This window comes from Rhodococcus sp. Eu-32 (assembly GCF_003336925.1).
Taxonomy (GTDB): domain Bacteria; phylum Actinomycetota; class Actinomycetes; order Mycobacteriales; family Mycobacteriaceae; genus Rhodococcoides; species Rhodococcoides kyotonensis_B.
Genome location: NZ_QGNK01000008.1, coordinates 18,658 through 32,604 on the forward strand (window position 1 = coordinate 18,658; position 13,947 = coordinate 32,604).

Sequence of the window (13,947 nt, forward strand, 5' to 3'; positions counted from 1 at the left end):
CCCGAGAGGTCCTGTCAGTGCAATACATCACATTCGGTCGTCGTGCGAACGGAACGCGTTCGTGACGGGCATCCGCCGATCGCGCCCGAACGCGCGCGAGGTGACCTTGGTGCCGATCGGATACTGCCTGCGCTTGTACTCGGCCGCGTCGACCCTCTGCAGGATGTCGGCGACGGTGTCTCGGTCGTACCCGGCAGCGACGATGTCGTGCAGGCCCTGATCGCAATCGACGTAGCGGTACAGAATTGCGTCGAGCTCGTCGTAGTCGGGCAGTGAATCGGTGTCGAGCTGGCCGGGACGCAGCTCTGCCGACGGTGGCTTGTCGATGCTCGACTCGGGAACGGGCGGAACCTCGCCGCGCTCGGTCGCCGCTTTGTTTCGCCACCGCGCGAGGTCGCGGACGAGCGATTTCGGAACGTCCTTGATGGGTGCGTATCCGCCGACGGCGTCGCCGTAGATCGTCGAATAGCCGACGGCCAATTCGGATTTGTTGCCCGTCGCCAAAACCAGATGGCCCGCCTCGTTCGATACGGCCAGCAACGTCATTCCGCGGCAGCGGGCTTGAATGTTCTCCTCGGCGAGACCGTGGAGTCCCAGGGTGCGCACGAATACTTCCACCATCGGCTCCACCGATTGGGTGCGAAAGTGAAGGCCGGTGCGACGTGCGAGTTCGGCTGCGTCACTGCGTGAATGGTCCGACGAGTACCGCGAGGGCATCGATATGCCGTGAACGGCGTCGCTCCCCAGCGAGTCGACGGCGATCGCGGCGACGACGGCCGAGTCGATTCCACCCGACAGGCCCACCACGACGGATCGGAAACCGTTCTTGTGCACGTAGTCTCGCAGCCCGGTGACCAGTGCTGCCCACACTTGTTCCTCGTCGGGCTTCGAATCGGCGACGATCTCGTCTCGTCGATCCCATCCGCGAACGACGATGTCCGACACGGTGTTTCGTTCGACGGTCCAGCCGGGCACGTCGTCGCGATCGGGTCGCGGGTGGTCGGGTAGATCGACGTCGACGCAGAGCAGGTCCTCGGAGAACTGTCGAGCACGACCGAGCAGGCGCCCGTCGCGCGCGACGACCAGGCTGCCGCCGTCGAACACGAGCTCGTCCTGCCCCCCGACCAGATTGACGTACGCCACAACCGCGCCCGCTTCGGCAGCTCGTCGTTCGACGACCGACCGGCGGATGTGGTCCTTGCCGCGCTCGAACGGGCTCGCGTTCAGGCAGAGAAGGACGTCGACACCTGCCGCCGAGTACGCGGGAACCGGGCCACCGGGCTGCCAGATGTCCTCGCAGATCACGACGCCGACGCGGTGATCGCCGATGCTCGTGATGCTCAGTCGCGATCCGGGTGCGAAGTACCTGGCCTCGTCGAACACGCGGTACGTCGGCAGGGTGACCTTGTCGTAGTGCGAGAGGACTTCGCCCCGGAACAGCACGGCCGCACTGTTGCGGGCGCCCGCAAGGTCGCGGTCCAGATATCCGACGACGGTGACGATGTCTCCGCAGCCTGCACGGTCCAGGGCGTCGGCGAGCCGTCGCGCGGCATCTCTACCTGTGTCGGCGAAGGCCGGAGTCAGCGCGAGGTCTTCGACGGGATAGCCCGTCAGCGCCATCTCGGGGAACAGGACGATCTGCGCGCCTTCTTCGACGGCACGCCTCGCCCACGACACGATCAGCGCGGCATTGCCGTCCAGGTCGCCCACCGTCGGATTGATCTGAGCAAGAGCGATTCGCAGTGCCTGCACGGGTCGGATCTTAAAGGCGTCCTCGGCACTTCGCTCGGTGTGCTCTGGCAACATCATGTCGATGAAGTCGTCGACAGCGGGTGTCGCAGCGTTCGTCGCGGTCGCAGTGCTCTGCGTGCAGGGATGCGCGCAACCCGAGTCCACCGTGGGGGCTCCGGAGGCAGAGCCGGCGGAGGCATGGGCGCCCGGTGCGGGCGTGATTCCTCCGGGGCTGGAGCAGTTCTACACCCAGACCCTGGGCTGGGAATCGTGCGACAGCTACGACACCGACGAATCGCTGGTCGGCACCGATCTCGAATGCGCGAAGGTGACCGTGCCATTGGACTACGCGGACCCGGCAGGCGCCACCGCCGAGGTCGCGATCTCGCGCGCACGTGCGACCGGAGACAAGATCGGTTCGATTCTGTTCAACCCGGGCGGACCGGGAGCCTCCGGGCTGTATCTGGCGACGCAGGCCGAGGGCTCGGCCGTCTCGGAACGGTTCGACCGCATCGGATTCGACCCGCGCGGGATCGGCGCGTCGACCCCGGCGGTCAGGTGTCTGACGACCGAGGAGACCGACGAGCAACGCAGCGAGAACGACGTCGACATGTCGCCCGAAGGCATCGCCGAGACCGAGGACGATCACCGCGACTACGCGGCCAAATGCGCGGAGCGGACCGGAGCCGACGTTCTCGAACACGTCGGCACGCAGGAGGTCGTCCGAGACATGGACGTCATCCGTTCGGTTCTCGGGGACGACAAGCTCACCTACGTCGGATTCTCCTACGGCACGCGGATCGGCAGCACGTACGCCGAGACGTTCCCCACCAACGTCCGCGCGATGGTTCTCGACGGCGCGCTCGATCCCGAACAGAGCCCCGTCGACGAGGCGGTCGAGCAGGGTGCTGCCTTCCAGAAGGCGTTCGACGGATTCGCGGCGAGTTGCGCAGAAGCGTCGAACTGCGCGCTCGGCTCCGACCCGATGGAGGCGAACCGGACGTTCCGCGAACTCGTCGACCCATTGCTGGCCACGCCTGCCGAGACGACCGATCCGCGCGGCCTCGGCTACGACGACGCGTTGACCGGGGTTCAGCAGGCTCTGTACTCGGAGAGTCTCTGGCGGGTGTTGCGCGTCGGGTTGGCAGAGCTGCAGGAGGGCAGGGGAGACACCCTGCTCAGGCTCGCGGACACCTATTCCGGTCGTCTCGAGGACGGGTCCTACTCGAACCTCGACGACGCCTTCAATGCGATCCGCTGTGTCGACGACCCTCCGGTCACCGACCGGGCCGAGGCGAGCGAGGCCGACAGGCGATACCGCGAGGCAGCGCCGTTCCTCGACGACGGTCGCGGTACCGGTCAGGCTCCGCTGGATCTGTGCGCGTTCTGGCCCGTGAAGAACACGAGTACTCCGCACACCGTCTCCGCGCCCGGTGTTCCGAAGCTGGTCGTGGTGTCGACGACCTTCGATCCCGCGACGCCGTATCAGGCGGGTGTCGAGCTCGCCGCACAGCTCGGCGCCGACCTCGTGACGTACCAGGGGACGCAGCACACCGTGGCGTTCTCCGGCGTGTCGTGCATCGACGATCCGCTGATCGATTACCTCGTCGACCTCGTCCCGCCAGGTAACGATTTGGTGTGCTGATTTTTCTCACCCGCACGTCCGAGCTGGTGAGAGTGGCCGGACGTGAGACCGAATTCACGATGTAACACAGATTTAACGCGGTTTGCTTACTCTCGCGGACATGGATCGCCAAAAGGAATTCGTGCTCCGGACTCTGGAGGAGCGCGACATCCGCTTCGTCCGCCTGTGGTTCACCGATGTCCTGGGGTACCTCAAATCGGTCGCGATCGCACCGGCGGAACTCGAAGGCGCATTCGACGAAGGCATCGGCTTCGACGGCAGCGCGATCGAGGGATTCGCACGCGTGTCCGAGGCCGACACCGTCGCGAAGCCCGATCCGTCGACGTTCCAGATCCTGCCCTGGTCCACGAGCAAGGGGCATCAGCACTCCGCGCGCATGTTCTGCGACATCGCCATGCCCGACGGCTCGCCGTCCTGGGCCGACTCGCGCCACGTGCTGCGTCGTCAGCTCAGCAAAGCCGCAGACCTCGGCTTCAGCTGCTACGTCCACCCCGAGATCGAGTTCTTCCTCCTCAAGGACAGCCCCGAGGACGGCACCCCGCCCACCCCCGCGGACAACGGCGGCTACTTCGACCAGGCGGTCCACGATTCGGCGCCGAATTTCCGTCGGCACGCGATCGACGCACTCGAATCGATGGGAATCTCCGTCGAGTTCAGTCACCACGAAACCGCTCCCGGCCAGCAGGAGATCGACCTGCGCTATGCCGACGCGCTCTCCATGGCGGACAACATCATGACGTTCCGCTACGTCGTCAAAGAGGTGGCGATCGAGGAGGGCGTCCGCGCGACGTTCATGCCGAAGCCGTTCAGCGATCATGCAGGCTCGGCGATGCACACCCACATGAGCCTGTTCGAAGGTGACACCAACGCCTTCCACAACCCCGACGATCCGATGCAGCTGTCGGAGACCGGCAAGTCGTTCATCGCCGGAATTCTCGAGCACGCCAACGAGATCAGTGCGGTGACGAACCAGTGGGTCAACTCGTACAAGCGACTCGTGCGCGGCGGCGAGGCGCCGACGGCCGCGTCGTGGGGTCCGTCCAACCGATCGGCTCTGATCCGCGTCCCGATGTACACCCCGAACAAGGCGTCGTCGCGACGCGTCGAGATCCGTAGCCCTGACTCGGCGTGCAACCCGTACCTGGCGTTCGCGGTTCTTCTCGCGGCCGGCCTGCGCGGCATCGAGAAGGGTTACACCCTGCCTCCCGAGGCGGAAGAAGACGTCTGGGCGTTGACGTCGGCCGAGCGTCGAGCCATGGGCTACAAGGAACTTCCCGGAAGCCTGGATCAGGCTCTGAACGCGATGGAGAGCTCGGAACTCGTCGCGGAGGCTCTCGGCGAGCACGTCTTCGACTTCTTCCTCCGCAACAAGCGTCGGGAGTGGGAGGAGTACCGCAGCCACGTCACGCCGTACGAGTTGAAGGCCTACCTCGGTCTTTAACTCCCCGGTGTCGGGATGCACTAGGTTCTAGTGGTCGGAGAACGTCGAGTATCCCTGCGGTGAGGTGAATCTGTGTCACGCCAGAGTCGAGGTGTTCGCTGATGGTGCGTCCGCCCACATCGCGTTCGGTCGTCCCGGGAGCCGGGCGTCTCGGATTGGTGGAGTCCAGTGCCCCTGCGGATCTGACCAGGCTCGGCTGGGTCGACGAGGGCAGCCTGGAACTGTTGTGGTCGCTCTCGCGGGCCGCGAATGCCGATCTGGCTCTTCGCACGGTCGTTCGCCTGTCCGACTCGCTCGGTGACGGGTTCGCCGAGGTCGATGCTGCGTTGCGCGCGGACAAGGGCTTTCGAGGACGCCTGTTCGGGCTGACGGGCGCCTCGAGCGCCCTCGCGGACCACTTGGTGTCCGACCCCGCTGCGTGGCGTCTGCTGCTCACCCCCGAAGGATCCTCGTCCGGCCGGAATGCGGGTGTCGCGCTCCCGAGCAAGGAACAGCTGACGAAGCAACTGCTCGACGCCGTCGAGGCCGTTCCGGAGACGGGCGACAACGCCGCGCCCGACCTGTACCGCGCGGGCATCGTCGGACCCGACGCCGTTCTCGCGCTGCGTAAGACGTACCGCGATCAGGTGATGGTGCTGGCCGCCGCCGACCTGGCGGCGACCGTCGAGAACGAGCCGGTACTGCCGTACCAGTTGGTGGGAACGCAGCTTTCCGACATGGCCGACGCGGCCCTGACCGCCGCGCTCGCCGTGGCCGTCGCGACCGTGTGTCCCGATTCGCCGTGCCCGACCCGCCTCGCTGTCGTCGCGATGGGCAAATGCGGTGCGCGCGAACTGAATTACGTGTCCGACGTCGACGTCGTGTTCGTCGCCGAGCCCGCCGACGCTGTCGCGAGTCGCATCGCGGGCGAGATGATGCGGATCGGCTCGTCGGCGTTCTTCGAGGTCGACGCGGCCCTGCGTCCCGAGGGCAAGCGCGGCGAACTCGTCCGCACACTCGACTCGCACATCGCCTACTACAAGCGCTGGGCCAAGACCTGGGAATTCCAGGCACTGCTCAAAGCGCGTCCGATGACGGGCGATCTGGAACTCGGCCACGCATACGTCGCCGCGCTGAATCCGATGGTGTGGCTGGCGTCGCAGCGCGAGGACTTCGTCCCCGAGGTCCGTGCGATGCGCAGACGCGTCGAGGAAATGGTGCCGCCCGAACTCCGCGAACGGGAGATCAAGCTGGGCCGCGGCAGCCTGCGCGACGTCGAATTCGCCGTCCAGCTCCTGCAACTCGTGCACGGGCGCACCGACGAATCGCTTCGCGTCCTCGGCACGACCGACGCGTTGGCGGCGCTCACCGACGGCGGCTACGTCGGACGTGACGACGCGGCGAATCTGACGGCGTCGTACGAATTCCTGCGTCTGATCGAGCACCGACTCCAGTTGCAGCGTATGAAGCGCACGCATACTCTGCCGCCGCCGGACGACGAAGAAGCTCTGCGCTGGCTCGCGCGGGCCGCGCACATGCGTCCCGACGGCAGCCGCGACGCGCTCGGTGTGCTGAACGCGGAGATCAAGCGCAACGCGCAGCGCATCAGGCGCCTGCACGCGAAACTGTTCTATCGGCCCCTCCTCGACTCGGTGGTGCGGTTCGACGACGACACCGTCCGGCTCACCCCTGACGCCGCGATCCGGCAGCTCGCGGCGCTGGGGTACGCGGCGCCGGAGAACGCACTCGGCCACCTGCGTGCATTGGTGAGCACCGGTGCACGACGCGGTCAGATCCAGGCCGTCCTGCTGCCGACGCTGCTCGAATGGCTCGCGGACACACCGGATCCCGACGCCGGTCTGCTGAACTATCGACGGCTCTGCGAAGCCACGACCGAACACACCTGGTTCCTGCGCATGCTGCGCGACGAGGGTGCGGTCGCGCAGCGGCTGATGATCGTGTTGGGGTCGTCGGCGTACGTGCCGGACCTGCTGATCAAGGCGCCCGAGGTCGTTCGCCTCTTCGCCGACGGGCCGAACGGGCCGAAGCTGCTCGACGCGGAGCCGGAGGAGACGTATCGCGCGATCCTGTCGTCGTCCGGTCGATACGAGGACCCGGCGCGGGCGATCAACGCGGCCCGCGCGCTCCGACGTCACGAACTCGCACGCGTCGCGTCGGCGGACATCCTGGGGATGCTGGACGTACCGCAGGTCTGCCGTGCGCTGTCGTCGGTGTGGGCTGCCGTCATCAACGCCGCGCTAGCGGCGGCGATCCGAGCCAGCGAAGCCGAACGCGGCGAGCCTGCGCCCGCTCGTCTCGCCGTCATCGGTATGGGACGGCTCGGCGGGGGTGAACTCGGATACGGCAGCGACGCCGACGTGCTCTTCGTCTGCGACCCCGTCGAGGGCGTCGAGGACAGCGTTGCGGTCAAGTGGGCCAACGGGATTGCCGATCGGATTCGCAAGCTCCTCGGTGCGCCGAGCACCGATCCGCCGCTCGAGGTCGACACTGGTCTGCGTCCCGAAGGTCGGAACGGACCCGTCGTGCGCACGCTCACCTCGTACGAGGCCTACTACGCGCAGTGGGCACAGGCCTGGGAGGTCCAGGCATTGCTGCGCGCTCACCAGGTCGCCGGCGATCAGGATCTCGGCATCAAGTTCCTGCTGATGGTCGACAAGATTCGCTACCCCGAGGGCGGCGTCTCCAACGAGGCGGTGCGCGAGATCAGACGCATCAAGGCGCGCGTCGACTCCGAGCGGCTGCCGAAGGGTGCCGACCCGGCCACGCACACCAAGCTCGGCCGCGGCGGACTCGCCGACATCGAGTGGACGGTTCAGTTGATCCAGCTTCGCCACGCGCACAACGTTCCCGCACTGCACAACACGTCGACCCTGCAGAGTCTCGACGCCATCGGCGCCGCGGAACTGCTCAGCGAAAACGACGTCGAATTGCTGCGCGAGGCATGGATTCTCGCGACGAAGGCGCGCAACGCGCTCGTTCTCGTCCGAGGCAAGCCGACTGATCAATTGCCGGCCCCCGGCCACGTCCTGTCCGCGGTCGCCAAGGTCGCCGGGTGGCCGAACGGCGACGCGGGAGAGTTCCTCGACAACTACCTGCGCGTGACGCGTCGGGCGAAGGCCGTCGTGGAGAGGGCGTTCGGCGGCTGATCTTCGCCCGATCGCATCAGCCGGTCGTGACGAAGCCCTCCGACACGAGCCAGTCTCGCGCGACGTCGGCGGGCTCCAACCCTTCGACGTCGACCTGTCGGTTGAGTTCGGTCATGACCTGATCGGTGAGCTTCTCGGAGATCGGCGCCATGACGTCGAGCACCTCGGGGTATGCGTCGGCGAACGACTTCTTCATCACCAGTGACGGGTTGTACTTCGGGAAGAACGACCGATCGTCCTCCAGCAGAACGAGATCCAGGGCGATGATGCGCCCGTCCGTGGTGAAGACCTCGCCGAACTTGCACTGGTTGCCGTCGGCTGTCGCCTGGTAGATGATGCCCGTCTGCAAGATCTGGCGCGGCGCGGCGTCGGGGTTGAACTCGTACTTGGCTGCCATTCCCGGATAGCCGTCCTGGCGCACGTTGAATTCGGTTTCGACGCACGTGGTTGCCGCAGCAGGATCGGTACTGACGAGCCGCGCGTAGTCGGACAGGGTGCGGACGCCCGTCTGCTCGGCGGTCTGCCTGTTCATCGCGATCGCGTAGGTGTTGTTCATCGGGGCCGGATCGGCCCAGACCATGTCGTTCGCGGCGAGGTCGGCGTCTCGCGTGGCCTCGTACTGTTGCTGCGAGTCGGGGAGCGGAGTCTCGTTGCCCAGATAGTTGATCCACCCCGTGCCGGTGTACTCGTACGTCAGGTCGATCTGCCCGTCGAGTTGTGCGTCGCGGGTGCTGTTGGATCCCTGGATGTTCGTCAGGTCCCGCACGTCGGCACCGGCGGCCGTCAACGCGAACTCGATGACGTAGCCGAGCGTGATCTGCTCGGTGAAATCCTTCGACCCCACGGTGATCTTGACCCCGTCGAGTTCCGGAATGGGTTCGATACTGCCCGGTCCGACCGGGAGCGGCACGGCACCGCCCGATTCGAGACCGCAGCCGGCCACCAGCAGCCCCGACGCTGCGACGGCCAAGATCGATTCGACCATCGATTTCATCGCAGTCCCTTCGGTCCGAGGAACTGTTCCGCGAGCGCGCCGAGCCAGTCGATGAACAGTGCGAGCGACACCGCGAGCACGGCGCCGACGACGAGAGTGACGTTGTCACGCAACTTGTATCCGGTGTCGATCAGAATTCCGAGCCCGCCTGCGCTGACCAGGAAGCACAGCGTCGCCGTGCCGACTGCCAACACGAGCGACGTGCGCAGACCCGCAAGGATGTACGGAACGGCCAACGGGAACTCGACCTTGCGCAGAACTGTCATCGCCGACATTCCTTGTCCGCGACCGGCGTCGATCAGCGTCCGGTCGACTTCCTGATAGCCGAGGATGGTGTTCCGTAGCACCGGCAGCAGCGAGTAGAAAGCGATGGGCAGCACGCCTATCCAGAACCCGGTCTGGCGGGTGGCCAGATAGAACAGCACCAACAGGCCGATCGCGGGTGCAGCGGCCCCGATGTTCGCGATGCCCACGAAAAACGGTGCGAGACGGGTGTATCCGGGTCGCGTGAGCAGCGTGCCGAGCGGAACCGCAACGAGGACGACAATGATCACGACGGCCGCGGTGATCAGAATGTGCTGCCACGCGAGCGTCACGATGTTCGAAATGCTGATACTGCCTTGCTGGGTTGCGGTCAGGTCGCGGCTGAAGGCCCAGATCAACACGCCCGCAACCAGAATCACCACGAGTACCGGCTGGACCAGCAATCGCATCCGCTCTGCGCGGCGCGCCGCACCTCGCTCGGATGCTCCCTCGTCCGGCGGTGCCTCCATCTCCGGCGCCTCCGGCGTTCTCGACGCCTCCGATGTGGTCATGCAGGCGCTCCCGCCGCGGCCACGTCGTCGTTGTCGTCGTGATCGTGCTCGTGTTCTTCTCGCATCTTCTGCAGGTGTCCGACGAGCGTGTCGATCGAGATGAGTCCGACGTACTCGCCGCGGTGCCCGGTGACGACCGTCGACGCCGTGCTTTCCGCGAGCAGAGCTTCGAGCGCATCCTGCAGTGTCGACTGGACCGACACCAACTCACCGATCGGAGTGCCGACGCCGCGCAGCGACGACGCCGTCTGTAGGTGGGCGGGGGAGGCCCACCGAAGCGGCCTGCTTCGGTCGTCGAGGATCAGACCCCACTGCCACTTGCGTGAGCTGATCTTCCGTCGGAACTCGTCGACCGGGTCGCTTTCCTTGGCGGTCGGGCACTGCAGCAGCCGGACGTCTCGAATCCGCGTGAGCGTCAACTGCTTCAGCGACGCGTCGGCCCCGACGAAGCCGGCGACGGTGTCGTCCGCCGGGTTCGCGAGAATCGCTTCCGGGGTGTCGTACTGCAGGATCGTGGACTGGTTGCCGAGAACCGCGATGCGGTCACCGAGCTTCACGGCCTCGTTGAAGTCGTGCGTCACGAACACGATCGTCTTGCCCAGCTCGGACTGCAGACGCATCAGCTCGTCCTGCAGCAGGCCACGGGTGATCGGATCGACGGCGCCGAACGGCTCGTCCATCAGCAGCACCGACGGGTCGGCGGCGAGAGCACGTGCGACACCCACACGCTGCTGCTGACCGCCGGACAACTGACGTGGATAGCGGTCGCGGTACGTGTCCGGATCGAGGCCGACGAGGTCGAGCATCTCGTCGATACGTGCCGCGATGCGCTTCTTGCCCCACCCGATGAGGCCGGGCACGGTACCGACGTTCTTCGAGATGGTCATGTGCGGGAACAGCCCTGCCTGCTGGATCGAGTACCCGATTCCGCGTCGCAGCTCGTCCGGGTCGATCGACAGAGCGTCCTTGCCGTCGATCGTGATCTTGCCGGACGTCGGCTCGATGAGCCGGTTGATCATCCGCATCGTGGTCGTCTTGCCACACCCGGACGGACCGACGAACACCACGATCTCGCCGGCGGGAACCGTCATCGAGACGTTGTCGACGGCCGCGGCCTTCTGGCCTGGATACCGCTTGGTGACGGAGTCGAGCACGATGTCCACTCCGGAGACGTGCGGCCTGGTTGTTTCAGTCACGGAGACCCCTCGATGTTGTGAGACGGCCGACGAGCACGAGAATGCCGTCGACGACGAGCGCGAGAACGACGATCAACACGGTCCCGGCGAGAGCTTGTGGGACGGCGTTGGGGCTGCCGACGCGAGACAGACCCGAGAAGATGAGGTTGCCGAGACCGGGACCCTTCGCGTACGCCGCGATTGCGAGAATGCCGAAGATCATCTGCGTACTGACGCGCATTCCGGCGAGAATCGACGGCCACGCCAGCGGCATCTCGATGCGGGTCAGGATTTTCGTGCGGTTCAACCCCACGCCCTTGGCGGCGTCGGTGACCGCGGGATCGACCGACGCGAGGCCGATGATCGTGTTGCGGATGATCGGCAGCAGCGCGTACAGGACAAGGGCGGTGATCGTCGGAGCCACACCGAGTCCGAGAATCGGAATCAGCAGTCCGAGAAGCGCGAACGACGGGATCGTCAGAATCGTGCTCGCGAGCGCGGTCGCGATGGCCGACCCGGCGGGGGAGCGATAGACCAGAATTCCGACGACGACCGCGACGATGGTCGCTATCACGATGGACTGCACGACAGCGGACACGTGCAGATAGGAATCGGTGAGCAACTGTTGTCGTCTGTCCGAGACGAAGGTCCAGAGAGCGTCCATCCGAGGTTATCCACCCTCTTCGCGAGTATGCGGTCTCGTTCGGCGGTTCCGAACGAGCGGCACGTACGAGAGTGGCTTACTTTGCACGCGGTTAAACCCGTTTTCGCCAAGTCGTTACCCAAGTGCACGAAAAAAGCCACCCGCACCGCCGGAATTCGGCGATGCGGGTGGCAGGGTGACGCGGTGACGACGCGTGATTACACGTCGTAGTACAGCTGGAACTCGTAGGGGTGCGGGCGCAGGTTGACCGGAGCGATCTCCTGTTCGCGCTTGAGCGAGATCCAGGTCTCGATCAGGTCGGTCGTGAAGACGCCACCCTCGGTGAGGTACTCGTGGTCGGCTTCCAGGCGGTCGATGACGGCGGACAGCGACGTCGGTGCCTGAGGAATGTTCTTGGCCTCCTCGGGCGGGAGCTCGTAGAGGTCCTTGTCGACGGGGGCCAGCGGCTCGATCTTGTTCTTGATTCCGTCCAGGCCTGCCATCATCTGAGCCGCGAAGTTCAGGTACGGGTTGCCCGAGCTGTCCGGTGCGCGGAACTCGAGGCGCTTGGCCTTCGGGTTGTTGCCCGTGATCGGGATACGCACGGCAGCGGAACGGTTGCGCTGGCTGTAGACGAGGTTGATGGGAGCCTCGTAGCCGGGCACCAGGCGGTGGTAGGAGTTGATCGTCGGGTTGGTGAACGCCAACAGCGACGGAGCGTGGTGCAGGATGCCGCCGATGTAGTGGCGGGCGAGATCCGACAGTCCGGCATATCCGGCCTCGTCGTGGAACAGCGGCTTGCCGTCCTTCCACAGCGACTGGTGGACGTGCATGCCCGAACCGTTGTCACCGAAGAGCGGCTTCGGCATGAAGGTGGCCGACTTGCCGTACTTCCACGCGGTGTTCTTGACGATGTACTTGAACAGCTGCAGGTCGTCCGCGGCAGCGAGCAGGGTGTTGAACTTGTAGTTGATCTCGGCCTGTCCGCCGGTGCCGACCTCGTGGTGTCCACGCTCGAGCTCGAAGCCTGCGTTCTGCAGGTTCGTGGAGATCTCGTCGCGCAGGTCGACGTAGTGGTCGTACGGCGCGACCGGGAAGTATCCACCCTTCGGGCGAACCTTGTAGCCCAGGTTGGGGCTGCCGTCTGCGTTGACCTCGACACCGGTGTTCCACGAGCCGGAGATCGAGTCGACCTCGTAGAACGCACCGTTCATGGCGGAGTCGTAGCGCACCGAGTCGAAGATGTAGAACTCGGCCTCGGCGCCGAAGAACGCGGTGTCGGCGATGCCGGTGGAGACCAGGTACTCCTCGGCCTTGCGCGCGACGTTGCGGGGGTCGCGGCTGTAGGACTCACGCGTGAACGGGTCGTGCACGAAGAAGTCGATGTTCAGCGTCTTCGCGGCGCGGAAGGGGTCGACCTGAGCCGTCCGGACGTCGGGGAGGAGCATCATGTCCGACTCGTGGATGGACTGGAAGCCCCGCACGGACGAACCGTCGAACGCCAGACCGTCTTCGAAGACATCCTTGTTGAACGCCGACGCCGGGATGGAGAAGTGCTGCTGGGTGCCGGGAAGATCCGTGAAACGGATGTCCACGTACTCGACGTTTTCGTCGGCGATGAACTTGATGACCTCTTCGGCCGTGGTGAACGCCACCTGTTACTCCTTTGTCGTTTCCGTCGAGCAGCACGTTATGGACTTCGTGTTGCCCGCCAGTCAAGGCTGTGTTTCGCCCGTGTTACACGTCGCGTTCTGTACGTCACGCTTCGCGGAAGCGTCGAAAGCGGTCTCCGTGATCGGTGGGAGGGCGACGCTTCGCTTCACACCCTACGGTGACGCATTCTTCCGGCGTCGAGGTCGAAGCCTATCCTGGTAGCCATGGCACGCATGACAGGCTCCTGGTTGTCCGGTCCGAACGCGGCGATGGACGACGACGGCACCGAACAGAAGTTCCCCGGTGAACGGCTCGGACTACCGTCCGACGGTCCAGGGGCGGTGGCAGGGCTGGGTCGACGCATTCTCGCGCTGCTCGTCGACTGGCTCATGGCGATGGGAATCGGTGCGCTCGTGCTGAGTCTCACGGGCTGGCAGCAGTCGCTGTCCACCGTCACGTTGCTGGTGTGGTTCGTGGTCGGCGTGTCGGCCGTTGCCGTCTTCTCGTTCACGCCGGGGCAGTTGATCGTGGGAATTCAAGTGGCCCGTGTCGACGCTCGCGAACGGGTCGGATTCGTCCGCGCGTTGGTACGTACGTTCTTCATCGTCTTCGTCTTCCCGGCCGTGATCTCGGATCACGACGGACGCGGAATGCACGACCGGGCGACGGGCACCGCAATGCTGCGTGTGCGTTGATTCTGCTCG

Annotated in this window: 10 protein-coding genes; 4 read left to right on the forward strand and 6 right to left on the reverse strand. The window is 65.6% G+C overall.

The window, feature by feature from the left end; genetic code table 11:
- Nucleotides 1–27 precede the first annotated feature (27 nt).
- Nucleotides 28–1,752 carry an NAD+ synthase gene (locus DK926_RS11585; RefSeq protein ID WP_165839560.1) on the reverse strand — a complete coding sequence of 575 codons (1,725 nt, stop codon included), beginning with the start codon at nt 1,750–1,752 and terminating at the stop codon, nt 28–30.
- A gap of 61 nt (nt 1,753–1,813) precedes the next feature.
- Here DK926_RS11585 and DK926_RS11590 point away from each other — a divergent pair, with 61 nt between their 5' ends.
- From DK926_RS11590 to DK926_RS11600, 3 genes are all read left to right on the forward strand, one after another.
- On the forward strand, nt 1,814–3,376 hold the full coding sequence (locus DK926_RS11590) for an alpha/beta hydrolase (RefSeq protein WP_114330661.1): 1,563 nt from the start codon (nt 1,814–1,816) through the stop codon (nt 3,374–3,376).
- 100 nt (nt 3,377–3,476) lie between these two features.
- Nucleotides 3,477–4,817, forward strand: a complete 1,341-nt coding sequence (glnA, locus tag DK926_RS11595) for a type I glutamate--ammonia ligase (protein WP_068420566.1) — start codon at nt 3,477–3,479, stop codon at nt 4,815–4,817.
- A 101-nt stretch (nt 4,818–4,918) separates the two neighbouring features.
- Nucleotides 4,919–7,963: a bifunctional [glutamine synthetase] adenylyltransferase/[glutamine synthetase]-adenylyl-L-tyrosine phosphorylase gene (locus DK926_RS11600; protein ID WP_114330535.1), complete on the forward strand. Its 3,045-nt coding sequence runs from the start codon at nt 4,919–4,921 to the stop codon at nt 7,961–7,963.
- Between the two features lie 16 nt (nt 7,964–7,979).
- On the opposite strand, the gene DK926_RS11605 is transcribed toward DK926_RS11600, so the two are convergent.
- The 5 genes from DK926_RS11605 to glnA (DK926_RS11625) all read right to left on the reverse strand — a co-directional run bounded on the left by DK926_RS11605 (nt 7,980) and on the right by glnA (DK926_RS11625) (nt 13,245).
- Nucleotides 7,980–8,957 carry a glycine betaine ABC transporter substrate-binding protein gene (locus tag DK926_RS11605; protein ID WP_114330536.1) on the reverse strand — a complete coding sequence of 326 codons (978 nt, stop codon included), beginning with the start codon at nt 8,955–8,957 and terminating at the stop codon, nt 7,980–7,982.
- A complete protein-coding gene (locus DK926_RS11610; protein ID WP_207890804.1) occupies nt 8,954–9,730 on the reverse strand; it encodes an ABC transporter permease in 777 nt (258 codons plus the stop codon). The genes DK926_RS11605 and DK926_RS11610 overlap by 4 nt, the downstream gene beginning before the upstream one ends.
- Before the next feature lie 38 nt (nt 9,731–9,768).
- Nucleotides 9,769–10,968, reverse strand: coding sequence for an ATP-binding cassette domain-containing protein (locus tag DK926_RS11615; protein ID WP_114330538.1), 1,200 nt, complete (start codon nt 10,966–10,968; stop codon nt 9,769–9,771).
- The gene (locus tag DK926_RS11620; protein ID WP_114330539.1) at nt 10,961–11,611 is read right to left on the reverse strand and encodes an ABC transporter permease; all 651 of its coding nucleotides are present in this window, start codon (nt 11,609–11,611) and stop codon (nt 10,961–10,963) included. The genes DK926_RS11615 and DK926_RS11620 overlap by 8 nt, the downstream gene beginning before the upstream one ends.
- 197 nt (nt 11,612–11,808) lie before the next feature.
- Entirely contained in the window at nt 11,809–13,245 is a 1,437-nt protein-coding gene (gene glnA, locus DK926_RS11625; RefSeq protein ID WP_068420578.1) for a type I glutamate--ammonia ligase, read from the reverse strand.
- 222 nt (nt 13,246–13,467) lie between these two features.
- Between glnA (DK926_RS11625) and DK926_RS11630 the strand changes: the two genes are divergently transcribed.
- Nucleotides 13,468–13,938 (forward strand): RDD family protein, encoded by a 471-nt coding sequence (locus DK926_RS11630; protein WP_114330540.1) that lies wholly within the window; start codon nt 13,468–13,470, stop codon nt 13,936–13,938.
- Nucleotides 13,939–13,947 lie beyond the last annotated feature (9 nt).